Here is a 26,952-nt window from a genome sequence, read left to right on the forward strand (position 1 = left end):
TATGGGCAGGAGAAACAAGATGTACACCGACCAAACGCTAGAATTCGAGAAAGTGGAAACTAGCAACGGTACCTTCAGAGACGAAATTATTCTCTTTCTGAAGAACAATGGATTAGGCATCGACGGCGACATTGAGCAATTTGTTGTCGCGCGCTGCCAGCGGCAGCTGGTTGCCTGCGCCGGGCTTGCGGGGAATACGTTAAAATGCATTGCGGTTGCCAGAGAGTGGCGCGGGACGGCGTTAGGCCTGAAAATCATTCATGAAGCGGAGCTGCAGGCTGTTCAGAACGGCGAACATCAGCTTTTTCTCCTGACGTGTCCGGACAATGTGCGGTCGTTCCAGGGATGCGGATTTTATCCTTTGGTCACCCTCGATAACAGGGCGACGCTGATGGAGAATTCGCCGGTTGGCATCCATCGCTACTGCCGCCAACTGCGGGGCCAGCATTTGGTGACGGCCGGAAATATCGGCGGGATTGTGATGAATGCAAATCCCTTTACGTTAGGGCACCAGTATCTGATTGAGCAGGCTGCAAAAGCGTGCGACTGGCTGCATGTCTTTGTCGTTGAGGAAGATCTGTCCACGTTTTCCTTTCGGCAACGGTTTGCCATGGTTCAGGAGGGGTCACGGCATCTGCCTAATATTACGGTCCATCCTGGCTCAAAATATATTATTTCTCGAGGAACATTCCCCGGTTACTTTCTCAAAGAAAAACAAATTATTAACGAGGTGTATGCCGCAATCGATTTGCTTATGTTCCGCCGTTACATTGCACCGGCTTTAAATATTAATCAGCGTTTTGTTGGTACTGAACCCTTCTGTAAGGTGACCGCGCAATATAATGACGCAATGCATCACTGGCTGGAGGATGAGATGACAATACCTGCCGCCAGTATCAAGGTGAATGAGATTCAGCGGATGACCGATATGAATAATCTTCCCATCTCCGCCTCTGCGGTCAGGAAATTGTTAAGTCACGAAGATATGCACACCGTTAAAAGTATGGTGCCTGCAACTACGATGCCCTATTTATATAAATGGTTATCAGCGAATCAATCTAAGCAGCCCGATTTAGATATGGTTGATGCTTAATAAATCATTGTTCAGGATATTTATATGAAAATATTACATGCGGCAATCGCCGGGACGCTGGAATCCAGCGACCTGGTTGTCAAAGTCAGCCCCTACGATGATGGGCTCGATATTACTATCAACAGCGAAGTGTACAAACAATTTGGTGAACAGATTACGGCAGTGGTTAATGAAACACTTTCCGCATTAAACGTTACGCAGGGGCAAATTATTGTTGAGGATAAGGGCGCGCTGGACTGCGTTATCCGCGCCAGAATGCAGGCGGCGATTTTACGGGGAACGGCCAGCAACGAAATTGCGTGGGAAAAATTATGATGAAAAAATTACGCCGTAGCATGCTTTTTTTACCGGGTTCAAGCGCCGCTATGCTTTCAACAGCCTTTATTTATAAACCCGATTCAATCATGTTTGACCTGGAAGATGCGGTCTCGTTGAAAGAGAAAGACAGCGCGCGGCTGCTGGTGTTCCATGCGCTACAGCATCCTATGTATAAAGATATTGAAACCGTTGTCAGGATTAATCCGCTGAATACGCCATTTGGCTTAAAAGACCTGGAAGCGGCGGTGCGCGCCGGCGTCGATGTTATCCGTTTACCCAAAACCGATACGCCGGAAGATATTTACCAGCTTGAGCGTGAAATTGTGCGTATTGAAGAGAGCTGCGGCCGCCCGGTGGGCTCTACGCAGCTGATGGCGGCGATTGAATCGGCGGTGGGGGTCATTAATGCCGTCGCTATCGCCAGGTCCTCTCAACGCCTGATGGGGATTGCGCTGGCGGCGTTTGATTACGTCATGGATATGCAAACGGAACGCGGCGACGGTACCGAGCTGTTTTACGCGCGCTGCGCGGTATTACATGCGGCCCGCGGGGCAGGTATTGATGCGTTTGACGTGGTCTATGCCGATATTAATGACGAGGCCGGCTTTTTGAAAGAAGTGGATTTGATTAAACGTATGGGCTTTAACGGTAAGTCGCTTATTAATCCGCGGCAGATAGAGATCTTACATAATGCCTATGCCCCCACTCAGGAAGAAGTTGATTACGCGGAGCGTGTTATTGCCGCGGCCGAAGAAGGGGAGCGTAGCGGACTTGGGGTGATTTCACTGAACGGCAAAATGATTGACGCGCCGATCATCAACCATGCCCGGGTGGTTATTGAACGTAAAAATGCCTCCGGCATCCGGCAATAATCTCCATTCAGTCACCAGCAACAGGATTTAACTATGAATCAATTAACCGAAGCCCTTCATAATATATCCGGCGCCCAGCATCAGTATGAGATATTTTCCGGCGCAAATACCCATACGCCCTATCTTGCTGATACCCGGCAAAAATATCAGCGCAAACTTTTTGACACGCTGGATGAAGTTTTATCGCGCTGCGATTTACGCGATGGGATGACCGTTTCATTTCATCACGCCTTCCGCGAGGGTGATCAAGTGATTAACTACGTTATGGCCAGGCTGGCGGAAAAAGGCCTGCGAGGGCTGACGCTGGCGTCAAGTTCCCTGATGACCTGCAACGCGCCGCTGATCGAGCATATTAAACACGGCGTTATTAGCAAAATCTATACCTCAGGGATGCGCGGTGAATTAGCGGATGCGATTTCACACGGCCTGATGGAGGAGCCGGTACAGATCCACTCGCACGGCGGCAGGGTCAATCTGATTGAAAAGGGTGAAATTAATATTGATGTCGCGTTCCTGGCGGTCTCCTGCTGCGACGAATATGGCAATGCCAGCGGCAGCGGCGGCAAATCCCGATGCGGCTCGCTTGGCTACGCGATGGTCGATGCAAAATATGCCCGCAAGGTGGTTTTGCTGACGGAAAGCATTGAGCCGTTTCCGTATATGCCGGCCAGCATTATTCAGGATCAGGTTGATTATATTGTCAAAATCGACAGCGTAGGCGACCCGGCGAAAATCAGCGTTGGCGCCGCGCGCGTGACCAGCAATCCGCGAGAGCTGATGATCGCGCGGTCTGCTGCGGACGTCATTGAGCATTCCGGTTATTTTCGCGATGGTTTTTCTCTGCAAACGGGATCGGGCGCGGCGTCCACCGCCTGTACGCGATTCCTGGAATCCCGCATGAGGAAACACAATATCGTCGCCAGCTTTGCCTTAGGCGGCATTACCGGCAGCATTGTCGATCTGCATGAAAAGGGGCTGATTACTAAGCTGCTGGATACACAAAGTTTTGATGGCGCGGCGGGGGAGTCGCTGGCGAAAAATCCGCACCACGTTGAAATCTCGACCAGCGTTTACGCCAACCCGGCGGCGAAAGCCGCCTGCTGCGACCGCGTGGATATCGTTATCTTAAGCGCGCTGGAAATTGATACGGATTTTAACGTCAACGTTCTGACCGGCTCCGACGGCGTGATGCGCGGGGCATCGGGCGGACATTGCGATGTCGCGGCGGCGGCAAATTTAACTATCGTGGTCGCGCCCCTGATCCGCAGCCGCATTCCCACCGTCGTCAGGCACGTCACCACCCGCGTAACGCCGGGAGAGAGCATTGACGTGCTCGTCACCGACCTCGGCATTGCCGTGAATCCTGCCCGTCCGGAAGTCAAAGAGAGGCTGACGGCGGCCGGTTTGCCGGTCGTTGACATCGAAGCGCTTTATCAGACATCGCTGGTAATTTCTGGCGAGCCGAAACCTATTGAGTTTACCTCGCGCATTGTCGGCGTCGTGCGTTATCGCGATGGCAGCGTCATTGATGTGGTAAGGCAGGTGAAAGAATGATCGGCGAAACAACAAACGCTTCCTGCGCCCCTCTCACCCTTGAGGAAGTCCTCAAAGCCAGAGAAGCGCGCGCGAGTGTACAACAGGCGTGGCTGCGCCGCTTCGAACAACCAATGGTATCCACCACGCTCGTCTGGCCCGGAGAGGTAAAAGATACGCCGCTTGCCCGGCAGGTTATGGCGGAGGCGACGGACGCGTTCAGCCAGCTGCTGCGGAAACATCGCTGGGGCGTTTCCAGACACGACGTTCGTTTTCAGCCCACCGGGCCCGAAGCGTTCTGGTCCGTAGCGGCGCCAGCCTGGATGATCAAGCACGTGACGGCGCATCTTGAAGATCATCATCCTCTCGGGCGTCTGTGGGATATCGATGTTTTTTGTCCCACATCCGGATTAATTAAGCGCAGCGCGATCCGACAGCCGATGCGCAAATGCTTCATTTGCAATGAGGCTGCCCACGTCTGTTCCCGTATGCGCCGCCATTCTCAGAATGAACTTGCGCAAGTGATTGAGGATTTAGCCTATGACTATTTTCGCGGTCAACGCTGAACGGGCTGAGCAACGGGAAAGCATCGCCTGGCTGGCTGCCGAGGCGATGTATCGGGAAGTGAGATTAACGCCAAAGCCCGGGCTGGTTGATGGCGAGAACAATGGCGCGCATCGTGATATGAACATCGCGCTGTTTATGGCCAGTATTCGCGCCGTCTCGCCCTGGTTTCCGCGCTTTTTTGCGCAGGGAAAGGCGACGGCGGATTTGCCTGCCCCGCAGACGCTATTGGCGATAAGGCCCACAGGACTGGCCTGCGAACAGGCGATGTTTAACGCCACGGGGGGAGTAAACACCCACAAAGGCGGCATTTTTTCCCTCGGCCTGCTGTGCGCCGCCGCTGGGCGCCTTGTTAAGCGCAACCAGATGCTTAGCCAGCGCAATCTGTGCGAGGAAACCCGCGCGATGTGCGCGGGCCTGGTTAGCCAGGAACTGAAAAGAAAGGGCCTCGCCAAAACCAAAGGCGAGCATATTTTTCAGCGCTTTGGGCTTAGCGGCGCGCGGGGTGAGGCTGAGAACGGCTTTTATACCGTCAGGCAGTTCGGGCTGCCGCAGTGGCAGAAAGCGCGGCGGGAGGGGTTATCTGAGCAGGATGCGCTGCTCAGGATGCTGCTGGCCCTGATGGCCTTCAACCCCGATACCAATGTGGTGTCCCGGGGCGGGCTGAGCGGCCTGCAGTATGTGCAGCGCTATGCGCAACGCGTTCTGAATATAGAACACCTGGCGGGTGAAAAGCTCAGAAAAGCGCTGAGACACATGGATAAGGCGTTGATTGACAGAAATATTAGCCCTGGCGGCAGCGCGGATCTCCTTGCCGTTGGCTGGGTACTTTCCCATTACCCGGCCTGACGGGCGGTACTGAACGTGGAGAGGAAGGCTTTATGACTACCCAACGTCTGGAACAGCTCAGCGAGAAGTTGACGATTATTCTGGTGCCGGGCCTGCGAGACAGCGATGAGCATCACTGGCAAAGCTGTTGGAGTCGTCGTTTTCCTTTTTGGAAGCGGATAAGCCAGCGGAACTGGCTGGAGCCGGATATCGATGCCTGGGTATCCGCTATCCGTCGGGAGCTGGCTACCTGTCAGCGGCCGGCCGTGCTGGTCGGCCACAGCTTTGGGGCGCTCGCCGCATGTCGCCTGATTCAGACGCAAAAGGTGAACATCGCGGGTATCGTCATGGTTGCGCCTGCGGAGCCATCGCTCTTCGAACTGGACGAGGCGGTACTTCCCGAGAGGCTGCGGGTGCCCAGCCTCCTGTTTGCCAGCCGAAACGATCCGTTAATGACCTTTAAGCGAGCGCAGTACTGGGCGCAATGCTGGGGAGGGCGGTTAATCGATCTGGGTGACGCCGGGCATATTAATGCTGAGTCCGGATTCGGGGAGTGGAATTATGGTCTGGAGCAGTTAGCAGAATTTTGTGAAGGCTTACCGCAATTTATTAAAAGTTAATTTTACCAACCGAATATCGCTATTACATAAACAACCTTCAGATAAATAACATCTGAAACGGAGAGCATATGTTAGAAGCTTATAATAAGCATGTGGACGAACGTGCTGAAAAAAATATTCCACCGAAGCCGTTAACCGCTGAGCAAACGCAAGAATTAATTACATTACTGACCAGCAAGATCTGCGATGATAAAAATGCCCTTGTACAGCTGTTAGCGCATCGCGTGCCGCCGGGCGTCGATCCGGCGGCGAAGATTAAAGCCGATTTTCTTTATCAGCAGATCAAAGAAGAAAACCCGGCGAGTATTATTGCGCCTCAGCAGGCTATTGAACTGCTGGGTACCATGCAGGGTGGTTATAATGTTCAACCGCTCATTCACTTACTGGACGATCCCCGCTGGGCCAGCAGCGCAGCGGAACAATTAAGCGCCACGCTGCTTATTTTTGAAAAATTTAAGGATGTGGAAGAAAAGGCGAAACAAGGAAATGCCTGGGCGCAAAAAGTGATTCAGTCATGGGCCGACGCCGAATGGTTTTTACGTCGTCCGGCGCTGCCGGAGAAGATCACGCTGAAAGTATTCAAAGTGACGGGGGAAACCAATACTGATGATTTGTCCCCTGCGCCCGAGGCATGGTCACGTCCGGATATTCCTCTGCATGCCTTGTCCATGTTGTGTCATCCGCGCGACGGCGTCAGCCCGGATGAACCGGGAAGCCGCGGGCCGATACGACAGCTAGAGCAGTTAAAGAAAGAGGGCTATCCGCTGGTCTACGTCGGCGATGTCGTCGGCACCGGCTCTTCGCGAAAATCGGCCACTAACTCTATTTTATGGCACCTTGGCAACGATATGCCATGGGTGCCGAATAAACGAAGCGGCGGCTTTGTTTTTGGCGGCAATATTGCGCCCATCTTTTTTAATACCCTGGAAGATTCCGGCGCGCTGCCCCTTGAAATGGATGTTTCCGCGCTATCCACGGGAATGCTGATTGATCTCTATCCGTATCGCGGGGAAATTTGCGAAGCCCACAGCCAGCGTCCTGTCACCTCATTTTCCCTGAAAACGGACGTTCTGCTGGATGAAGTGCGCGCCGGAGGGCGCATTCCGCTGATTATTGGCCGCAGCCTGACGGCCAGAGCGCGGCAATCACTGAACCTTGCGCCCTCCGACGTTTTCCGCCGGCCGAAAGCGCCGGCACCCTCCGCCGCTGGCTTTACGCTGGCGCAGAAAATAGTGGGGAGAGCCTGCGGCGTTGCCGGGATCCGACCAGGACAGTACTGCGAGCCGCGAGTCACCACCGTCGGTTCGCAGGATACCACCGGAGGAATGACGCGCGATGAGCTTACCGATCTGGCCTGCCTGAATTTTTCCGCTGATTTGGTTATGCAGTCTTTCTGCCATACCTCGGCCTATCCCAAGCCGGTTGATGTGAAGCTGCATGAAACGCTGCCCGAGTTTATCAGCCACCGAAACGGCGTGGCGCTGAAGCCGGGTGATGGCATTATCCACTCCTGGCTTAACCGTATGCTGATTCCTGATACCGTGGGGACCGGGGCGGATTCGCACACCCGTTTCCCGCTTGGCATCTCTTTTCCCGGGGGCTCCGGGCTGGTGGCCTTTGCTGCGGCAACGGGCATTATGCCGCTGGATATGCCGGAGTCCGTACTGGTCCGTTTTACGGGAGAGATGCAGCCGGGGATAACCCTGCGCGATCTGGTTCACGCTATTCCGCTCTATGCCCGCAAGCAGGGATTACTGACGGTGGAGAAAAAAAATAAGATCAATATTTTCTCCGGCCGTATCCTGGAAATCGAAGGGCTCGGGATGCTGAAAGCGGAGCAGGCCTTTGAACTGGCCGACGCCTCGGCCGAACGCTCCGCAGCGGCGTGCGTGCTGCGTCTGGAAGAGGAGAACGTGGCGGAATACCTGCGCTCCAATGCCACATTGCTACGCTGGATGATTAATCAGGGTTATGAAAATGCCGACACGCTGGCGCGGCGAATTGCGGAAATTGAGGCGTGGCTGGCGAATCCGTCGCTGCTGGTGGCCGATGAGAACGCCGAATATGCCGCGGTGATTGAGATCGATCTCACGGAAATTACCGAACCCATCGTCTGTGCGCCGAACGATCCGGATGACGCCCGGCTGCTGTCGGAAGTCGCGCGTACGCCGATAGATGAGGTCTTTATTGGCTCCTGCATGACGAATATTGGCCATTTCCGCGCCGCCGGTAAAATTATTGCCGACGCCCGCGAGATACCCGTACGGCTGTGGCTGGCTCCGCCGACGAAAATGGATGCGCGTCAGCTTGCCAGTGAAGGCTACTTTAATCAGTTTATAAAAACGGGCGCCAGAATCGAACCCGCCGGCTGTTCGCTGTGTATGGGGAACCAGGCGCGGGTACGTCAGGGCAGTTCCGTTGTTTCAACATCGACTCGTAACTTCCCGAATCGTCTGGGCACCGATGCGAACGTTTTTTTAGCATCGGCGGAGCTGAGCGCCGTGGCGGCGATGATAGGGAAAATGCCGACCGTTGAACAATATTTCTGGCACATGGATAAAATCAAAGCATCAAGGGACGATATTTATCGTTACCTGAACTTCGATCGGCTGCCAGAGTATCAGTCAACGAATGATGGAAAAAATATTATTAAAACATTCGCTGGCTAATTCTTTACTGCATTAAGCAATAACGGTGAATAGCTCACTTGTTCAGCGGAAGCTTCAGAAGAAAGAGGCTTCTGCTTTTAATGACACGGATTGTAGCCGAGGTGAAGCATGTTGAAGTCAAAGCTAATAAAAATAGCGGTGCTTATTTTTATTATTATATTAGCAATCATCATTCCACCCCCCGAGGGATTAACGAAAGAAGCCTGGATACTGGCCGGTATCTACCTGGCATCCATTATAGGTCTGGTGAGTAAGCCTTATCCTGAGCCGGTTATCATGCTGTCGGCGGTAGGCTTGTCGTGCTTAACGGTGGCACGATTTGATGACTCCCCCGTCAGGTCAATGGATGTACTGAGCGGTTTTTCCTCGGGAACGACATGGCTGGTATTTAGCGCGTTTACTTTGAGCGCCGCTTTTGTCACCACCGGATTAGGGAAACGTCTGGCGTACTGGTTTATTTTAAAGTTCGGTGGGACAACCCTGCGGCTGGGGTATGTCACGGCGCTGTTGGATTTAATGCTGTCACCGGCGACGCCCTCTAACACCGCACGCGCCGGCGGCGTCGTATTCCCGATTATCAATAGCATTGCCCTGGTGTTAGGTTCAACGCCAAAAGAGAGTCCGCGTCAGGCCGGACGTTATCTGATGGTGAATATCTATATGGTGACTAAAACCACCAGCTATATGTTTTTGACCGCGTTTGCCGGAAATGCCTTAGCGTTACAGTTAATTTCCGATATTTTTCATATCCGCATAAGCTGGGTAGGGTGGGCTCTGGCGGGGGTACCGCTTGGGCTATTGATGTTAGCCGTCATTCCTTATATCACCTACAAAATAGTGCGCCCGCAATTAAAAGAAATAGACAATGTAAAAATAGCCACTGCGGGCCTGAATGACCTGGGGCCCATCAGTTCGAAAGAGAAAGGGCTGATCGTGGTCTTTATCTCCGCACTCTCTGGCTGGATATTTTCTCATTATCTGGGGCTGAATGAATCCTCCGTTGCGGTGATTGCCATGGCTGGCGCTTTGCTCACGAATGTCATTTGCTGGAATGATGTGCTGCAAAATAAGGGCGGCTGGAATACGTTAATCTGGTACGGCGGCATTATTGGACTGAGTGCGACCTTAAGCAAAGAGGGATTTTTTAAATGGCTTGCCGCCTTTATGTCCGAGCATCTGGATTTCCTCGGCGCCGGTAACACGACCATTGTGATTATTGTTTTTTTAAGCATCGTCGTGCGCTATTTATTCGCCTCCGGCGGTGCATACGTCGCGGCTATGGTTCCCGTCTTCGCCACCGTCGGACTGGTTACCGGAACGGCGCCTGCGCTGCTGGCGCTCGCCATCCTGTTTTCTAACTCTTACGGGGGCTGTATCACGCACTATGGCGGTGCCGCCGGGCCGATTATCTTTGCCGCCGGTTATAACGATATTAAATCCTGGTGGTTAACCGGGACCATAATCGCTTTATTAACGTTTCTGCTGCATATGGTTGTCGGCATTCCGTGGTGGGGCTTTTTGATTCAGCACGGAATACTCTGAGGCCAGCCTTGTTTTTTATTACCTGACGGCTCGCGATATAACGAAAAAACCCCGACATGATGTCAGGGTTTTTTAACTGGCGTGAGTCCATCATCGGCAGCGAAGCTGAAATCTACCGCCAGCAAATAAAGCGCAGCTTAGATGGCGAAGACGTTACCGGCAGAAGGGCCTTTCTGGCCATCTTCAATGGTGAATTCGACTTTCTGGCCTTCGTTCAGGGTTTTAAAACCGCCGCCCTGGATAGCGGAAAAATGTACAAACACATCTTTGCTACCGTTGTCCGGGGTGATGAAACCAAAGCCTTTCGACTCATTAAACCATTTTACTAAACCAGTCATTTTATTAGACATTGATAATACCTCAACATATCTGAGCCTTACGGCGAAAAGGTTTCGCACAGAATCTAATTAATAACGATAAGGAGACTCAAAAGGAAGAATTATCAATGGATAACACTTAAGATGAGGACTGCTTTACTGAACCGCTTTATTATGTCTGTGTACTTAACCGACCAATCATTAGTCACATACTTCACCGCGGATAGCAAGACTTATTTCAATTGATATTGCCGGGGCGGAGAGTGATACGGGAAGAGAGGGAGTGATTCACCAGCGCCTTGTTGATGACGTAATGATAATAACTTTCAGTATTTCATTGGGTTAACTCGATTTTTGGTTACGGTAACGTGGATGAATCTGCAGAGAATGTTTTTTTATTTTTCCGAACAGGCTCACCCGGCGGTGAAGCCATATCACCGGTCGCAGCGCGATTAATTTAGGCCGTTTCTCATTATTAATCCCCATCGGGGTATCTGGACGGCTAAAATTTCATTTGCTTATTAATGGTATTCATGCCTTAATGAAATTATTAATCCGAAAAAACGCATGCACTTAAAAATTTTACCGGCCCGTTCTCATTACCAGGCGCTATCGCTGATACCCCCTTTCTTTTGAGTCCATACGTTTAATCCGACACGTTTTCTGTCAATTACCTGATGCGCAAGGAGTCAGTATGTCCTCAAGAATTAAAGGTCTGGTCAAGTGGTATAATGAGTCGAAGGGCTTTGGTTTCATTTCACCTCTCGATGGCGGTAAAGATATCTCGGTCCATTGCTCGGCGCTGCGTGGTGATAATTTTAATACCCTGTTTGAAGGCCAGAAAGTTGAATATGCCATACTCCATAGAGATGACAAAGGCCCTGCCGCCACCCATGTCATACTGTGCGATAAATAACGATTTATAGCGTTACGCCCGCGATAGCGAAAGCCGTGCTGGCGATATCACGACGACCTGTCCCAGGATTTTCCTCCCTTATTCCATGTCCTGTCCCTGAGCGCAACGACAGCCGCGTTGCGTACGGTTTTTCTTATCCGGCGATGCGGCAGAAATGCGTTCAACGGATTCTGGAAGCGCGTACAATTCATCGGCTTTCAGTCAGTATTTAAATCCGATGACAGGGGATAGTGATGGTCAGACGCTTTTTGGTGTGTTTCTTCATGCTGTGCGCATGCTCAGCCTATGCCGCTAACGGCGGGAATGGCGGCGACGGCGGGAATGGGAATAACTCGGATGGGGGCAATGGCTCTGATGGCAGCGCGACCGCGTCTGGACGCGATGGTTGCCCCGGCGGCACGCAGCCTGACTCGTCCGGAAAATTTTATCTTCCAGGCACAAAAGAGCCGTGCAATCCGGGCTGGCAGGATACCATGAAAAGCGCGCGCCATTAGCCTTAACAGCCGCTGTTTAGCGGCTGACGACAAGACCGCCGAACGAGTGAGGCAAGCGAGTCTAAAGCGCGGCGACATCCTTTCCCTTAACGCAGCGTAAAACTCGTCTTGTCGTTCCAGCTGCGCTCGTACCAACCTCGTGCTATTTAATATGGCGCGGGGTGTTTTCCCCTTTCCGACGTTGTTTAATGCACCGCGTAATCATGACGAAAAAGACGGGGACAAAGAAGATAGCCAGCACCGTTGCGCTTATCATACCCCCGAAGACGCCCGTTCCCAGGGCATGCTGGGTCGTGTCGCTCGCCCCGCTGGCCAGCATCAGCGGTACGACGCCTAATGTAAATGCCAGCGAGGTCATGAGTATTGGGCGTAAGCGCTGCGTTGAGGCGAGTAATGTTGCATCCACCACGTTCATTCCCTGGCTCATCAGTTGTCTGGCAAATTCCACAATCAGAATCGCATTTTTAGCGGAAAGGCCAATCAGGGTTATCAGGCCCACTTTAAAAAAGACATCGTTGGTCATATTCGCCACCGTCACGGCCACAACCGCGCCGAGCAGGCCGAGAGGAACCACAAGCATTACCGCGAAGGGAATCGACCAGCTTTCATAGAGTGCGGCCAGCACCATGAATACGACCAGCACCGAGAGTATTATCAGCCCCGGCAGCTGTGACGCGGACTGCTTTTCCTGTAACGAACTCCCCGCCCATTCTCCGGCGAAACCCGCCGGCAACTGGTCCGCCAGCTTCTCCATCGCCATTATTGCGCTACCCGTGGACTCGCCCGCGGCGGCGCTTCCGCTAATGCGGATGGCCGGATATCCCTGATAGCGATTGAGCTGCTGCGGGGCAACGTTCCAGGAGAGCGTCACAAACGCCGCCAAAGGAAGCATCCGCCCCGAGCGGTTCTTCACCGACAGGGTCAATAACTGCTCCGGTTGCATACGGTAGGGCGCATCCGCCTGAACGATCACCTGTTGAACCCGGCCATTATTGGTATAGTCATTGACGTAACTGGAGCCCGTTGCGACGGTAATCGTTTGGTTAATCTCATCAAACGATACGCCCATCGCTTCCGCTTTTTCCCTGTCGACGTTAAGCATCAGGCTACTCCCTTCAGGGAGCCCATCGATATAGACATCGTTCAACAGGTGACTCTGGTTCGCACGCTTTACCAGCTCATCCGCTGCCTTTTTCAGGGCCGGATAGCCCTTGCCGCCACGGTCCTGCAAATACCAGGTAAACCCGGATGAGGTCCCCATGTCGGAGATAGCCGGAGGGAGCAGGCTCATCGTGACGGCATCGGGAACGCTTTCCATACTGCTTTGAATATACTCTGCTTCACCCTGGGCGGTCGCGCCCTCGCGATTTTTCCAGTCCTTCAAGGTGGTGAAAGCCATGGCAGAGTTTTGCCCTGAGCCTGAAAACCCAAATCCCAGGATCATGATGTTGCTTTCAACGGCCTGCCGCGCGGCAATTTCATCTTCAAATCGTTGTACCACCTTAAGCGTACGCTGCATCGTGGCGTCGGAAGGGAGCTGGATCGACGACATAAAGTAACCCTGATCTTCATCCGGTAAAAATGACGAAGGTAATGAGGATAGACCGGCATACAGCGCGAGACAGAGCGCGGTATACAGCAGCATCATGCGTCCGGTCCGTTTCAGAACAAACCCGAGCCCGGAGGCGTAAAATGAGGCGAGGCGGTGAAAACGGGCGTTAAACCACGCGGAAAAACAGCCGCCTTTGCTCCGGTCAGGCTGATGCGGCCGAAGTAACGTAGCGCAAAGGGCAGGGGTGAGCGTCAGCGCCAGGAATGCCGATAATAAAATGGATACTGCCATAGAAATGCAGAATTGCCGGTAAATAATCCCTACCGACCCGTCGGCAAAACCCATGGGAATAAATACCGCGGTCAGCACCAGCGTAATACCCATAATGGCCGGGGTGATTTCACTCATCGCTTCCCGCGTGGCCTGCTTCGGGGAGAGCCCCTTTTCTTCCATGAGGCGCTCAACGTTCTCCACAACAACAATAGCGTCATCAACAATGATGCCGATTGCCAGCACCATGCCGAACATGGTCAGGATATTGATGGAATAGCCGCTAAACAGCATCACCGTTAAGGTGCCCAGCAGCGCCACCGGGGCTACGATTGCGGGGATAAACGTGCAGCGGATTTTGTGCAGAAACAGCAGCATAACGAGAAACACCAGCACCATTGCTTCGGCAAAGGTTTCCACCACCTTCAAAATAGAAAGCTTCACAAAGGGGGCGGTATCAAACGGAACCGTGAACGCCATTGCTTCAGGAAGCACGCCTGAAAGCTCCGCCAGCCGCGCGCGGACCCCCGATGCCGTGCCGATCGCATTTGCGCCGGGAGAGAGCTGAATAGCGGCAGCCGTGGCGGGAACGCCGTTTTCTCGTATGCCAAAAGCATAGCTTTGTAACCCGGACTCCACGCGCGCAATATCAGCCAACTTTAGCCGTGCGCCAGTCACCTCAGATTTTAAGGTAATGTTGCGAAACGCCTCAACCGATGAGAGCTGACCTTTAACGGTTATCGGATAAGTAACGGCCTGCTGCGGCGTCGTTGGTTCATCTCCCGTTCTGCCGGGAGAAACAATCACGTTTTGTTGGCCGACAGCGCTCACCACGTCCGTGACGGAAAGCCCGTAACCGTGGAGCTTTATAGGATCCAGCCAGATACGCAGCGCTTTTTCCCCGCCGAAGAGCTGGACTTTGCCAACGCCAGGGACGCGGCGCAGCTCATCGATCACATTGCGAGCAAAATAGTCGCTTAAATCAGCCTCCTGATACTCTCCCGTCGGGGATTTTAACCCCACCATCATCAGAAAGCCGGAATTGGCCGCCTCAACCGTTATGCCATTTTGCCTTACCGCCTGTGGTAAACGCGGCTCGACGATTTTAATCTGGTTTTGCAGATCCATCTGCGCGAGCTTAACGTCCGTTCCCGGTCTGAAGGTTACCGTAATGGAAGCCATGCCGGTGGTATCGCTGGTGGATTCAAAATAAAGCAAATTATCCACGCCAGAAATCTCGCGCTCGATAAGTGAAACAACAGACGTATTCATCACATCCGGGCTGGCCCCCGGATAGCTGAGCGAAATAATAATGCCCGGCGGTGCGACGGCAGGATATTGCGCAACCGGCAGGCGCGGAATGGACAATATTCCCGTCAGCACGATAAACAGCGCGACCACCCAGGCGAAAATAGGACGTTCAATAAAAAAGTGCGGCATCAGATAGACATCCAGTCAACAAACAAAAAGGTCAGTAAATTCAGGATGACCGCTCGGTTTCCCGGGGCCTATCCTCCGGTAAACTCGTGCGATAGCGTCATCCAGGCGGCAACGTTCGAGCAATTGTCTCCTGCGCGAATGGCATATATCGCCATCCGGCCAGAACGAGGCCGAGGAGGAAGAGGCTAAGTCTAAATGCGCGATGTTGACCGCCAATGGCCGATTTATGGAGGGAGTGTGTATGCATATTCCCGGTTAATCTTATGAACGCGGCTGCCGCACTCGGCTAAAGAGGGCTATCTTTCTCATGGCCTAAAATCAAATTATCCGCATCAATAAATACGCCGGAGAACCGCAGAAAACGATCAGCAAAAAGCACTCATAATAAAAGATAATATCATATATGTCGGGTATGATATTCAAAAGTATATTAAATACAACAATGCTATAAATAAATATTAATACCAGCCAGAAGACGATAATCGCTAATTCTCTTAACGCGCCAGGTTTCTTTTGGAATATAAACGCCAGGACTGAGAAGGTGATGCTGGCATGGACCAATGGCGATGACAGCGTCGTGGAAGCTACCTTTTCATCAATGGCATGTACCAGGTATAACCATAAATAAAGTAACGCCCATGCTGTCAGGGAAAATATAAAGGCAGCGAGAACTTTTTCACGACGAATATTACTTAAGCTTTCCATAATGTTTTCTCTGACAGGGGCCCACATCAGTTGCCTGGCGAGCTGAATTCTCAGGCGTGCGTGTCACACTCACGCTTTCACTTTTCTTCCTCGATGAAGGATTGTCGCAGCGGTATGTTGATTGTTTATTTCGTGATTGTGTAGCCAGTATGGAGACGCGTTCCGCGTGCTTTATATCGGCAGGAAAAAATGCGGCGTGTGCACTTTTTAACTCCTGGCTTGTCACATTGCTTTTAACAGGGAAAATATCCACTCGCGGCTGGTGCCTGAGATTAGGTTGTAGAATGTTTAAACAAGTACGGCATAAAATCTTTTTAAGATAAAATAAAATCTATTATCGGTAATGTGGAAACTAAAATGAACAAAAGCAATCTGATAATTATCGCCGAGGATGACGATGAAATTGCCGCTATTCTGACAGGCTATTTACATCGGGCGGGAATGAAAACCTGTCGGGCGGAGGACGGCGAGCAGGCGATAAATCTTACCCGTCTGCATAAACCGGACCTCGTGTTACTGGATATCCATCTACCCGTTTATGATGGCTGGAACGTGCTGACGACCTTACGCAAAGAGACTAACGTGCCGGTTATCATGGTGACCGCGCTTGATCAGGACGTCGATAAACTGATGGGACTGAGGCTCGGCGCAGATGACTACGTGATAAAACCGTTTAATCCCTCCGAGGTGATCGCCAGAGTGGAAGCGGTACTCCGCAGAACCCGGCCGAATGCCGAAGTCGCCAATTCAAGGCCATTAAGATTGCCGTTTCTGACCATTTATCCCGATGAATTTTATGTGGAAATTACCGTCGAGAATAAGATTGTCACCCCGGTGTTGACCACCACCGAATTTAAGCTTTTGACCTACCTGGCGCGCAGTCCGCGAAAGGTGTGCTCACGCGAAGAGTTACTCGATGCCTGCCTGCCCGAGGGGGATTCACTTGATCGAACTGTTGATAGCCATATGAGTAAACTGCGGAAAAAGCTTGAACACGCGGGGCTCAAAGGCATCCCGGAGAGCATCAGAGGAGTGGGCTATCGGTTAGGTGAGAAAAAATGAACAAAGAAACGATTCTGAGCCGTCAGATATTGACCTATATGCTGTCGTTAACCTTCATTATTATCGCTATCGCCGTGGTGGGCTCTTATCTATTTTATAGCTTCTTGATTGACTACCTGCCGGGAGGCGCCGTCTCCGGGAGCGAAGATGATATGACCTTGCTGGACTGGCTGTGGATCATGATAGCTTCAGTCACCAGTCTGGTGGTATCGCTGTTTTTTACCGTGAAACTCTCTGCCAGAATATTGACGCCGCTAAATGCCGTTGCCCAGAGCCTGAAACAAATTTCGCAGGGCAATCTTGGCGCAAGAGCGTCCGGAACCAGCTCTCAGCTGGGCGAGATTAATAATCTTGTTAATGATTTCAATGAAATGGCGGAAAAGCTGCAGACCCTCGACGTTCAGCGAAATCTGTGGAACGCGGCCATCGCTCACGAACTCAGAACTCCCGTCACTATTCTGCGCGGAAGGCTTCAGGGGCTGGTCGAAGGGGTGTTTGAGCCAGAGCCCGCGCTATTCAGAAACCTGCTGAGACAAACGGAAGGCCTGACTAATTTAATCGAGGATCTGCGGGTCGTAAGTTCCTCCGGCGGCGCCGGCTATACGCTGACGCTCAGCGAGGTCGATCTCGAAGCGACGATTACCAGCGCGCTTGACACTTTTTTACCGGAGTTTCGCAGCAAGCGGTTCACCCTTATCACTGAACTCAAGCAGCAGTTGTGCGTTTGCGATCCTTTGCGTATGACGCAGTGCCTGACGGTACTGTTCGATAATGCGTTAAAATATTCCACCTCCCGAACTTTGCTGGTAAAGAATGGAACCTCTGGCAAAGAAAATTATATTCTGGTTCAGGATCGCGGTCCCGGAATTCCTGAAGAACTCCAGCGGCTGTTATTTGAACCTTTTCAGCGCGGAGAATATGCCAGACATATTAATCCTCAAGGCTGCGGATTGGGATTATCGGTCGTCAAAGCGATTATGCTCGCTCACGGCGGCAGCGTGAGCTATCGGTTGTCACGAGAAAATCACTCGATTTTTAAATTATCATGGCCCGTCAACCTGCCCTGACAAAACAGGCTCAATTGAGCCTGTTTCTGGAGACATCAGTGCCACATGTCCCCGAGCTTAGCATCCCATATCGCCGGTGTGATATTAAGTTTACCTCGCTTCGGACTTAATGTTATTTCACTGAAATAGATTTCATTTTCTTTTAGCATCAGATCGACACGGCAGTAGTCAATCTCTTTTGCCAATTCCTGCGCGGCAGTGACGGCGCGATGAAAGGATTCGGGTTCAGGTACCGGCCCCGGCGTGTTTGGATATTCCATCTGAAAAGGCTGCAGCCGCCACGATCTGTCATAGACATTAATATATTCGCGCCCCTGTTTATCGGTGAAATCAGCCTCCACAAAGCAGGCTACCCCATGAAAACAGTGTATTCTTAACATTTCAGGCGTAACGTTCTTATCTCGGTCAGAAAATAAGTCGATAAACATCTCACAGAGAATAACCGGGGCAATATGCTTATATTGCCACTCTCGGGTTGTGTAATACATATTCTTTTTGAGCGCCAGCTTGAGTCGGTTTAAGGTATTGGCCGGATTAAAATTGTCTCTGTCGGTGCATATAACGGTGCTGCCGCAGTCATGATTGCACTTCAACACGAATTTTGCCGGGAGTCTGCTAAAATCAATATCCTCTGCGCGGTGGTAAACGCCAATTAACGGTATCACCTGCACAAGCTGCGTTCGTGTACGGACATATTCTCTGACCGCCAGTTTGTCGGCCAGCAGAGTATAAAGGGCGTTATGATCGAAGACGAGGCGGTGGCATATCTTCTCACTCAGCGTGATAGGTTTTTTGAGATTGGCAAAGGTTTGCGACGCTTTGTTGAGTTTGGCAGTATGAAAGTAAAGATCCGAAGTCATCATTCCCCGGCATTTTCTGAATAAGTATTCGACGTATTTAAGAGAGTAGTTCAGCTTGTTCATGGTTCCTCCTGAGCGTAATGAATATTCTGACGAAGGAGGATTGAGTGATATTGTTCAGATTATGGAGTGGAGATGGAGCAGACTGGCTGTGGCGTGAAATAACAACGCGTCCGCGGCTGGCGCCAGTAAGAACGGGCTTTTAGCGAATCGGTAAAAATACCTTTGATACGGCTACGCTGGGCGGTAACAACAGCATGTCAGAAGGGTTGTCAGTTTTAACTTTAATAAGGATATCGGTATGAGTCAGATGGTACGGAAAAATTACCCTGAACTGGGCGAGGTCAAGGCACCCTACGTTCATTCGGTTAAGCACGGGAACACGCTCTATATTTCAGGGCTCACCGCGTTTGGCACCCGTGCGCAGCAGGCCGGTATTGGCGCACAGGCGGAGGAGGTTTTTACGCAGATACGAACCGTTGCCCGCGCCGAAGGCATCGATTTTTCCTCTCTTATCAAAGTCACGATCTTTATCACTTCTTTTGATGAGATCGACGAGTTGCGCAAAGTGCTTTACCGGAACTACGGCGATCATCTACCCGCCAGCTCGCTCGTAGAAGTCAGCCGCCTGTTTTCTGCGGATCTCAAAATTGAAATTGAGGCAATATTCGGCCTGTGAGCCAGTGTTTATTGCCCGGGCCGCGGTCTGCGCCGCCGGGCAGACTCAATCAATTTATTTGAAGCATTCGGTTAAACAAACGATATTTATTCTCACCGGGTTATGCGTAGAGTAGAGGCATAACGCGGCAGACACGTTTTTCATTATGCGCCACCTGCCAACGACCTCCCTGCAACCCAGGACACCCACGTCATGAAAAAGATTGGCTTTTTGTCATTTGGTCACTGGACGCCGTCGCCGCAGTCCGGGACGCGTTCGGCCGCTGATGCGCTGCTGCAATCCATCGATCTCGCCGTTGCCGCCGAAGAGCTGGGCGCGGATGGCGCCTATTTCAGGGTGCATCATTTCGCCCGCCAGCTTAGCTCGCCGTTTCCCCTGCTGGCAGCGGTCGGGGCGAAAACCAAACGTATTGAAATCGGCACCGGCGTTATCGATATGCGTTATGAAAACCCGCTGTATATGGCCGAGGATGCGGGCGCGGCGGATTTAATCTCCGGCGGCCGTTTACAGCTGGGTATCAGCCGCGGCTCGCCGGAGCAGGTGATCGATGGCTGGCGCTATTTTGGTTATGTTCCCGGCGAGGGCGAAAACGAGTCCGACATGGCGCGCCGCCACACCGAAGTGCTGCTGGACGCGCTGCGCGGAGAGGGGTTTGCGAAACCTAACCCGCAGCCCATGTTCCCCAATCCGCCGGGACTGCTGCGGCTTGAGCCATATTCTGAAGGGCTGCGCGAGCGAATCTGGTGGGGCGCCGGTTCGAATGCGACGGCAAGATGGGCGGCAACGCTGGGGATGAACCTGCAAAGTTCGACGCTGAAAGACGATGAAACCGGCGAGCCGTTCCATATCCAGCAGGCGAAGCAGATCCGCGCCTATCGCGAGGCCTGGGCAGAAGCGGGCCATACGCGCACGCCGCGGGTTTCGGTCAGCCGCAGCATTTTCGCTCTGATGAACGATCGCGACCGGATGTATTTCGGTTCAGGCCGTGACGAGAGCGATTCGATAGGTTTCCTCGACGAGAAGACCCGCGCCATTTTTGGCCGCAGCTACGCCGCAGAGCCGGATAAGCTGGTCGAACAGCTGAAGCAGGACGAGGCGATTGCCGAAGCGGATACGCTGTTGCTGACGGTGCCGAACCAGCTGGGCGTGGAGTATAACGCCCACGTGATTGAGTCCATACTGAAGCACGTTGCGCCGGCAATGGGCTGGCGCGACGCATAAACCCGCGCTGAGCGACGCCCCGCAGGCGCGGGGCGAAAGGGTTTTACGCTGCGACCTTTGGCTGTAGCTGATAGATCCAGGCGGTCACGCGCTGGCCGTCTTCCATGGTAACGTCAACGGCAACGCGGTCGTAGCCCTCTTCAAACGCATCCAGCATTGGCCAGTGGGCGCTAAGATTCGCGGACAGGAACAGATAGCCGTCGACCCGAGGCCCGTTGTTGTCGAGCACGATCCCCGGAAAATCCGCCGCCGCTCCCCAGCCGCGTTCATAAAACAGACCCTGTACATAGCCGGGCAGCCACTCGCCGCCAATGTTGTCCATAATATGGGCATTGGAGTGGCCCGGACGCAGCGTGCCGTAGACAAATAAACGTTCCATTATTCCTCAATCACTCAAGCGTTGAAGGCCCGGACGGGCAGAGCAGGTCTTAAAATACGAGCTCTGGCCGGGGTTGGCAAGGCGCCCCGCGGGACGCCCGCTCTTCATCAGGGCTCAGGTCCGAACATCTCCAGCAGCTGTTTCTTGTCGGGCATGCCGACCACCTGCTGGAGTTCGTTCTGTTCGTTCATGTAATAGATGGCCGGCGTCGCGCTGGCGCCCAAATCATCCATCAGCTTTTGGTTATGCTGAAGAAGATTAAAGGTTTCGCGCGGCGTCACGCCGTCAAAGCGCGGCACTTTTTTGCCGCCGGAGAGCTCATACTCTTGCCAGGCGGCTACCGGATCTTTGGCATTCAGGATTGCCGTGGCGTATCGGCCGCTTTTCGGGTTGAGAAAGGCAACCAGCAGGGTATTCAACTGGACCTTACCGGCTTTTACCCACGGCTGCGCCGCCGACCAGAACGTCTTGCAGTAAGGGCAGAACGGATCGGCGAAGACGATGACTTTTCGGGCCGCCGAATCCGCGCCCTCCTTGAGCGGCCCGGCATCGTTCAGCTTCTTCCACATTTCGCGGCCTAATGGGGTATAGATCGCTTCTTTAAAATACCCCTCGCTGAGGTTTTGCCCTTTATCATCATAAAGATACCCGGAAATGACGTGCTTTCCGTCCGGGGTTAAAAACAGGGTCACCCCCATATCCTGATACTGACCGACCCAGCCTTTTACGCCGCCGGGGGAATCTATCTCCTTGATAATTTTGATCCCTTGCTGTTCACCAAAGTTTTTAACTATCTGGGGAATCGCCCCCTCCGCAAGCGCCAGGCCCGGTATCATCCAGGCCGCCAGCAGGAAAATATATTTCATCATATCGCCTCTCAATGCAGGGGGAACGCTCCCCCTGACGTGGGTTACTGTTTTTTCAGCGCATCGCCGATTGTGGCATCAAATTGCTCCCAGGGGATCCAGCCCGACAGCATCTCATCGCCAATTAGCGTGGCCGGCGTTCCCTGAATGCCGAGCTTTTCGGCGACAGAGAAGCTTTTCTGAATCGTCTCCAGGCTTTGCGCATCCGGCTTAGCCACGATGACGCCCGCCTTTTTTTTCGCCTGCTCAAGGCTGGCGCCGTCGTGATACCCCTTTTTTGCCATCAGGATCGCATTAAATTTGGCGAACTGTTCAGGATGCGTGCGCCACAGGGTGAGCGCATCCCTGGCCGCGGTCATTGAGCTTTCGGAGCGCCAGGGCAGTAACTTAAAAATCACCGCAACATCCGGGTATTTTTCCACAATCTTCTCCAGATAGGGGTCAAACTTTTTACAATACGGACAGTTATGATCCGTAAAGACCACCAGCGTCAGCTTCGGCTTTTGCGCGCCGATTCGCGGTGAGTGGGGGTCGTGAAAGAGAAAATCGCCGTACTGCGACAGCACCTGCTTGAGCGATTCCTGTTCCGCCCGGGCATTCTGCCGATCGAGCTTATCGGCCGCGGCGACCAAAATTTCAGGATGGCTGAGCAGCGTCTCCTGGACCAGTGCCTGCACGCGGGCCTCCTGCGCCGGCGTGAGCGGCGACGAGGCTGACGCCGTCAACGACGCCGAGAGAAGAAGAAAAGTGAGCAGCGTATTTTTCATCGTTAATTAACCTCTGGCATGGGTGAGCGCGTTCAGGACGCTTTGTTGATCGAGCAGCGGCGGGAGCGTTTCTCCTTGCGGCACGCCTGAACCGTAGACCTGATTGAAGGGAATGGCGTAACGGTTTCGGCTTTGCAGGAAACGGGCGATCGGCTCAGAGGGCTTGCTCCAGTCGCCGCGCAGCGCGACGACATCCGGCTCAGCCAACGCGCTGATGATGGCGGGCTGATTTAACACCCGGTGTTCATTGACTTTGCACGTGACGCACCAGTCGGCTGAGATATCGATAAACACCCGTTTGCCATCCGCCAGCGCGCTCTGGATGGCCGCCTCGCTGAGAGGCTGCCAGCGAATTTGCTGAGCGTTAGCCTCCGGCGACGAGACGATAGCACCCTCGGCGAGCAGGCCGCGAACCTGAAAGCCGGCAAACGCCGCCAGCGCGATAATCACCAGCCAGAAGGCTGGCGTCGCTCGCGGACGGGCGGCTAACAAGGCGATCGGGGCCGCCACGGTGAGGGCCAGCGTCAGCATGCCGCCCGCCGTTTCGCCCAGGTGCAGGCCGAGCAGCGTCGTCAGCCAGAGGCTGGAGGCCAGCATCATGACGCCAAGCGCCATTTTCAGGGTGTTCATCCAGCGGCCGGGGCGGGGGAGCAGGGCGGCGGTTTGCGGGAACAGGGCGACGAACAGCCACGGCGCAGCCATCCCCAGCCCGAGCACCAGAAAAATCAGCCACAGCTCCTGAAGCGGAGCGGCAAGCGCGAAAGCGACGGCCGTGCCCAGGAAGGGGGCCGAGCAGGGCGTTGCCAGCAGGGTGGCAAAAACGCCCTCGCAGAAGCTGCCCGCCATCCCGGCGCCGCCGGCGGTCGCCATCCGGCTCACGGCTGCCGAGGGAAGCAGCATCTCGACTACCCCGAAAAGGTTTAGCGAGAAGAGAAAGGTGACGGCAACCATTAAGCCGATAAACCAGGGATTCTGAAACTGGATCCCCCAGCCCAGCGATGCGCCGGTGAGCTTCAGTATCGTCACCATCAGCGCCAGCAGAGCAAACGAGGTCAGAATACCCGCGCTGGTGGCCAGAAAACGCAGCCTGACCATGCCCCGGTCTGAACCGGCCTGCAGCACCGCGCTGAGCTTCATGCCCATCACCGGCAATACGCACGGCATCAGGTTAAGGATTAAGCCGCCGAGCAGCGCGAAAAGCACTATTTTCCCGAGACTAACCGTTGCCGCCGGGGCGATATCCGCGCCAGTCGTAAGGTTTATCTGCTGCGCTTTTTCACCATTTGTCAGCACCAACGACAGCGCTTTTCCTGCCAGCGTGGCGGGTATTTCTCCCCATTCGTCGGTGACCGGTACCGTCACCTTGAGGTGGCTGCCCTCGGCGCGAATGTCCGGATCGCCGGCCACAATTCCCCCGTCCATAGGGTCAAAATAGATCCCGGGGTTTTTCCATTCGCCGGTCGTGGTGGCGGTGATGACCAGCTGGCTCCCGACCCGATGCGCGGCGAGATCGTTGGTTACGCCGGTATCTGCCGGGACAGTGCGCATGGCCCGGGCAAAGGCGTGCCGGAAATCGCCGTCCGCGGGCTGATTGAAATCGAGACGCAGACGGTAGTCGGTCAGCAGACAGACGTTGCTGCAGGTCGATAGCGTAAGCGTGCCTTCCAGCACGTCGCCGGGGGCGGCGGCGATCGTCATCGGGATCGCGACCCGGTCATGGTAGCCCTGGGTCGTCAGGCCGGAAATCTTGAATCTTGACGGGGCAGGCCAGTACCACCGCGCCTGTTCCCCGTTGTTCCAGATGATTTGCGGGGCGACGCCGCCTTCGCCCGGCGAGCGCCAGTAGGTTTTCCAGCCGGAAGCCAGCTCAATAGAGAGCAGTCCGTCGATCCGATCGTTTCCTTTTTCCGCCTGGAAGCGGATCCGGGCATGATCGTTTTGCGGGGATGTCAGCCATCCGGTGTCCGCCCCGTGGGCAACGCCCGCGCAGGCCAGCAACAGGAAGACGAAGCCCCTGAAGATATTCAGCATTTTTTTCTCCGTGAATTTAAAAATTAATCGTCTAAGAACGATTTTTCATTCACGGAAAACGCAGTTTTTAAGGTGTATTCGCAGCGTGGGCGGCCGGACGGGATCGTCCCGGAAAGCCACCGGACGCCCAGCGGTGAGCAGCTGAAGCAGGGCGAGGAAGAGTATGACGGCAGGTAAAGCGCCATCAAAGAATAGCGGCTGCGCGCAGAGCAGGGATTTAGCGCTCAGCTGACAGGGCGAGGGGCCTGGCTCAGCCTCCTCAGAAGACGGCTGCTGGGCCTGCGCGCTGAAGGGTATCGCCTGCGTGCGGGCGCCGACATCGGCCAAAAAATGGTGCAGATAGGCCGCCCGCTGAACAAGGCAGAATGCCATGACCACGCAGGTCAGTATCAAAAACCATTTACCAGGAAGCCGACGATTGTGCATAGGGTACCAGGACAAGACAGAACCCGAGGATCATAAACAATCCTTATCAATGTACAAGAGGCTGGCGTGTAAGGTTTTGTCTGAATGGATAACGTTGCCGGCGTATGCGGCGGAAAGGCGGGCGTTCAGGTATTTAGTACATTTATATTATTTACAGCGTTGATGCATCCGGCTACTATTCGCGTCGCTAAGCGGTACCGGCACGCCGCTGCCGGACGTGACTGCTTAGCGCCTGACCGCCATTAGCTCATCTGGAAGAGCGAACGACGTACGTTGTAGGGAACGGGGTTCGAGGCCTCGATGGCGGCCCAACACTTGCTTAGCGAATCCGCACGGTATCGGTAATAAAGCCTCTCGCTTCTGTTGAATACGCCTCTGAACATCTTTAATCACTCCTTTTAGATCTCTTTCCTGCTATTGCTACATAGCCGTTATTATTGCCTGTGAAATAATTTCTCTTCTCTCGCTATTACTCGCAACGGAATGTGATTGCCTGGTTTTATCGCGACTGCCCTGGCAAAGGAATATCTGAATTTGGAGTGTTTAAGATTTACCTAAGCAAATCTGAATAATTTTAATGTGAATCTACTTATTAGGATTTAGTCGCGTATTTTTCAGAAATTTCATCACTTTTTATATGGTATTCTCCCTTGTTCAAGGAGTGAACGAAGGAAAAAAGAATGCTTTACCGCTATGCCGTTTTCTCCAGAAAACATAATACGTTTCATATTCTTTTACTGTTTACCATTTTGATAATAAGTTTCATACATTTGAGCGTGCTGCTGGAAACCGATAACACATGGCTGCTGGGGCCGATGGTGATTTATCTGCCCATTTTTTTCCTTTGGCGAAAGGTCTCAGTGTTACGAAGCAGAATCGCTGATTAATGTGCTGGTGGAGTTCCCTACATGAGTGAAAATACAACATCTAAAGCAACCTCTGAACCGAAAGTCCGGCAGCCCGTCTTGCGGAAAGTCGATCTTAACCTGTTAACCATTTTTGATACCGTTATGCAGGAGCAAAGCTTAACCAAAGCGGCGCACACGCTGGGCATGTCGCAGCCGGCGGTCAGCAGCGCGGTCTCTCGCCTGAAGGTGCTGTTTAAGGATGAACTGTTCGTCCGCAACGGCCGCGGGATAAAACCGACGGAGCGCGCCTTTCAGCTGTTTAGCTCCGTTCGTCGCGCGCTGTCGCTGGTGCAAAATGAGCTGCCGGATACGCTTTTCGACCCGCTGGACTGCGAACGTAATTACAACCTTTGCGTCTGTAGCCCGCTGGATAACTACCTGACTCCGCTTATTTTTAACAAAATCAGCGAGATTGCTCCCAGGGTCACTCTTTCCTTTAAATCTTCGCTAAGTCAGCAGGTGACAAATCAGCTGCGCTATCAGGAGGTGGAATTTGTACTCGATTACAACAAATTCAATCATCCGGAATTTACCAGCATCCCGCTGTTCCATGACCGAATGGTGCTGGTGGCCAGGCGCAACCATCCGCGTATCGCATCGCCGCTGAGCGAGGAGGATATTTATCGCGAGCAGCATGCTACCGTCGCGCTGGATCGCTACGCCTCCTTCAGCTATCCCTGGTATAGCTCTGAAGAGCAGCAGGCCTGCGTCGCTTTTCACGGTAACGCGATGGTCAGCGTGTTGAGCGTGGTGTCGCAAACCAATATGGTGGCTATCGCGCCGGAATGGCTGGCGAAAGAGTTTGAAGAGCAGTTTGCGCTACAGCTGCTGCCGCTGCCTTTAGAAATGGACAGCCGTACCTGCTATCTTTCGTGGCATGAAACGGCGGGCCAGGAGAGAAGCCATCGCTGGATGGCGGAGCTGCTAATAAAGATTTGCCAGCGCTAAATAGA

General features: G+C 53.3%; 24 protein-coding genes. 15 read left to right on the plus strand and 9 right to left on the minus strand.

All coding sequences use genetic code 11. The features are described from left to right. Nucleotides 1-19 precede the first annotated feature (19 nt). The 9 genes from citC (at nt 20) to F8562_RS26210 (ending at nt 10,039) form a co-directional block, all read left to right on the plus strand. Nucleotides 20-1,093, plus strand: coding sequence for a [citrate (pro-3S)-lyase] ligase (citC, locus tag F8562_RS26170; protein ID WP_014228728.1), 1,074 nt, complete (start codon nt 20-22; stop codon nt 1,091-1,093). Between the two features lie 24 nt (nt 1,094-1,117). Continuing rightward, nucleotides 1,118-1,408, plus strand: a complete 291-nt coding sequence (gene citD / locus F8562_RS26175; RefSeq protein WP_004849626.1) for a citrate lyase acyl carrier protein — start codon at nt 1,118-1,120, stop codon at nt 1,406-1,408. Continuing rightward, complete coding sequence (gene citE / locus F8562_RS26180) at nt 1,408-2,283, plus strand: citrate (pro-3S)-lyase subunit beta (RefSeq protein ID WP_014228729.1); 876 nt, start codon at nt 1,408-1,410, stop codon at nt 2,281-2,283. Before citD ends, citE begins: the two co-directional genes overlap by 1 nt. 33 nt (nt 2,284-2,316) lie before the next feature. Continuing rightward, nucleotides 2,317-3,837 (plus strand): citrate lyase subunit alpha, encoded by a 1,521-nt coding sequence (gene citF / locus F8562_RS26185; RefSeq protein WP_014838024.1) that lies wholly within the window; start codon nt 2,317-2,319, stop codon nt 3,835-3,837. Beyond that, a complete protein-coding gene (gene citX / locus F8562_RS26190) occupies nt 3,834-4,382 on the plus strand; it encodes a citrate lyase holo-[acyl-carrier protein] synthase (protein ID WP_014228731.1) in 549 nt (182 codons plus the stop codon). Before citF ends, citX begins: the two co-directional genes overlap by 4 nt. After that, nucleotides 4,357-5,229 (plus strand): triphosphoribosyl-dephospho-CoA synthase CitG, encoded by an 873-nt coding sequence (gene citG, locus F8562_RS26195; protein WP_038424290.1) that lies wholly within the window; start codon nt 4,357-4,359, stop codon nt 5,227-5,229. Before citX ends, citG begins: the two co-directional genes overlap by 26 nt. Nucleotides 5,230-5,261: 32 nt before the next feature. Further along, nucleotides 5,262-5,828, plus strand: a complete 567-nt coding sequence (locus F8562_RS26200) for an RBBP9/YdeN family alpha/beta hydrolase (RefSeq protein ID WP_014838027.1) — start codon at nt 5,262-5,264, stop codon at nt 5,826-5,828. A 68-nt stretch (nt 5,829-5,896) separates the two neighbouring features. Further along, on the plus strand, nt 5,897-8,497 hold the full coding sequence (acnB, locus tag F8562_RS26205; RefSeq protein ID WP_094909509.1) for a bifunctional aconitate hydratase 2/2-methylisocitrate dehydratase: 2,601 nt from the start codon (nt 5,897-5,899) through the stop codon (nt 8,495-8,497). Nucleotides 8,498-8,605: 108 nt separating this feature from the next. Further along, nucleotides 8,606-10,039, plus strand: coding sequence for an anion permease (locus F8562_RS26210; protein ID WP_014838029.1), 1,434 nt, complete (start codon nt 8,606-8,608; stop codon nt 10,037-10,039). Between the two features lie 137 nt (nt 10,040-10,176). Here F8562_RS26210 and cspA read toward each other — a convergent pair whose 3' ends face one another. Beyond that, nucleotides 10,177-10,389, minus strand: a complete 213-nt coding sequence (gene cspA / locus F8562_RS26215; RefSeq protein WP_004849644.1) for an RNA chaperone/antiterminator CspA — start codon at nt 10,387-10,389, stop codon at nt 10,177-10,179. 661 nt (nt 10,390-11,050) lie between these two features. Between cspA and F8562_RS26220 the strand changes: the two genes are divergently transcribed. Continuing rightward, nucleotides 11,051-11,272 (plus strand): cold shock domain-containing protein, encoded by a 222-nt coding sequence (locus tag F8562_RS26220; RefSeq protein WP_004849645.1) that lies wholly within the window; start codon nt 11,051-11,053, stop codon nt 11,270-11,272. A gap of 636 nt (nt 11,273-11,908) precedes the next feature. Here the strand turns inward: F8562_RS26220 and F8562_RS26230 are convergent. Together F8562_RS26230 and F8562_RS26235 are read right to left on the minus strand one after the other, a co-directional pair. After that, complete coding sequence (locus tag F8562_RS26230) at nt 11,909-15,028, minus strand: multidrug efflux RND transporter permease subunit (protein WP_014228737.1); 3,120 nt, start codon at nt 15,026-15,028, stop codon at nt 11,909-11,911. 318 nt (nt 15,029-15,346) lie between these two features. Next, nucleotides 15,347-15,733, minus strand: a complete 387-nt coding sequence (locus F8562_RS26235) for a hypothetical protein (protein ID WP_014838032.1) — start codon at nt 15,731-15,733, stop codon at nt 15,347-15,349. Between the two features lie 357 nt (nt 15,734-16,090). On the opposite strand from F8562_RS26235, the gene F8562_RS26240 reads away from it, so the two are divergent. Both F8562_RS26240 and F8562_RS26245 read left to right on the plus strand, forming a co-directional pair. Next, complete coding sequence (locus tag F8562_RS26240) at nt 16,091-16,795, plus strand: response regulator (protein ID WP_004131145.1); 705 nt, start codon at nt 16,091-16,093, stop codon at nt 16,793-16,795. Continuing rightward, complete coding sequence (locus tag F8562_RS26245; protein WP_014228739.1) at nt 16,792-17,862, plus strand: ATP-binding protein; 1,071 nt, start codon at nt 16,792-16,794, stop codon at nt 17,860-17,862. The genes F8562_RS26240 and F8562_RS26245 overlap by 4 nt, the downstream gene beginning before the upstream one ends. 35 nt (nt 17,863-17,897) lie before the next feature. Here F8562_RS26245 and F8562_RS26250 read toward each other — a convergent pair whose 3' ends face one another. Next, nucleotides 17,898-18,785, minus strand: a complete 888-nt coding sequence (locus F8562_RS26250; protein WP_014228740.1) for an ATP-grasp fold amidoligase family protein — start codon at nt 18,783-18,785, stop codon at nt 17,898-17,900. A 238-nt stretch (nt 18,786-19,023) separates the two neighbouring features. On the opposite strand from F8562_RS26250, the gene F8562_RS26255 reads away from it, so the two are divergent. Both F8562_RS26255 and F8562_RS26260 read left to right on the plus strand, forming a co-directional pair. Continuing rightward, complete coding sequence (locus F8562_RS26255) at nt 19,024-19,401, plus strand: RidA family protein (RefSeq protein WP_014228741.1); 378 nt, start codon at nt 19,024-19,026, stop codon at nt 19,399-19,401. Between the two features lie 192 nt (nt 19,402-19,593). Beyond that, nucleotides 19,594-20,622 (plus strand): LLM class flavin-dependent oxidoreductase, encoded by a 1,029-nt coding sequence (locus tag F8562_RS26260; RefSeq protein ID WP_014228742.1) that lies wholly within the window; start codon nt 19,594-19,596, stop codon nt 20,620-20,622. Between the two features lie 43 nt (nt 20,623-20,665). Here F8562_RS26260 and F8562_RS26265 read toward each other — a convergent pair whose 3' ends face one another. The 5 genes from F8562_RS26265 to F8562_RS26285 all read right to left on the minus strand — a co-directional run bounded on the left by F8562_RS26265 (nt 20,666) and on the right by F8562_RS26285 (nt 25,091). Beyond that, complete coding sequence (locus F8562_RS26265) at nt 20,666-21,001, minus strand: gamma-glutamylcyclotransferase family protein (protein ID WP_014228743.1); 336 nt, start codon at nt 20,999-21,001, stop codon at nt 20,666-20,668. A gap of 107 nt (nt 21,002-21,108) precedes the next feature. Next, nucleotides 21,109-21,867 carry a thiol:disulfide interchange protein DsbG gene (gene dsbG / locus F8562_RS26270; RefSeq protein ID WP_014228744.1) on the minus strand — a complete coding sequence of 253 codons (759 nt, stop codon included), beginning with the start codon at nt 21,865-21,867 and terminating at the stop codon, nt 21,109-21,111. A gap of 44 nt (nt 21,868-21,911) precedes the next feature. Next, complete coding sequence (locus F8562_RS26275) at nt 21,912-22,634, minus strand: DsbA family protein (RefSeq protein WP_014838033.1); 723 nt, start codon at nt 22,632-22,634, stop codon at nt 21,912-21,914. Between the two features lie 6 nt (nt 22,635-22,640). Next, nucleotides 22,641-24,665, minus strand: a complete 2,025-nt coding sequence (locus F8562_RS26280) for a protein-disulfide reductase DsbD family protein (protein ID WP_014838034.1) — start codon at nt 24,663-24,665, stop codon at nt 22,641-22,643. 45 nt (nt 24,666-24,710) lie between these two features. Next, complete coding sequence (locus F8562_RS26285; protein ID WP_014838035.1) at nt 24,711-25,091, minus strand: hypothetical protein; 381 nt, start codon at nt 25,089-25,091, stop codon at nt 24,711-24,713. A 908-nt stretch (nt 25,092-25,999) separates the two neighbouring features. Between F8562_RS26285 and leuO the strand changes: the two genes are divergently transcribed. Next, a complete protein-coding gene (gene leuO / locus F8562_RS26295) occupies nt 26,000-26,947 on the plus strand; it encodes a transcriptional regulator LeuO (RefSeq protein WP_014228748.1) in 948 nt (315 codons plus the stop codon). Nucleotides 26,948-26,952: the final 5 nt, after the last annotated feature.

It is taken from the genome of Klebsiella sp. RCJ4 (assembly GCF_009025755.1).
Taxonomy (GTDB): Bacteria; Pseudomonadota; Gammaproteobacteria; order Enterobacterales; family Enterobacteriaceae; genus Klebsiella; species Klebsiella michiganensis.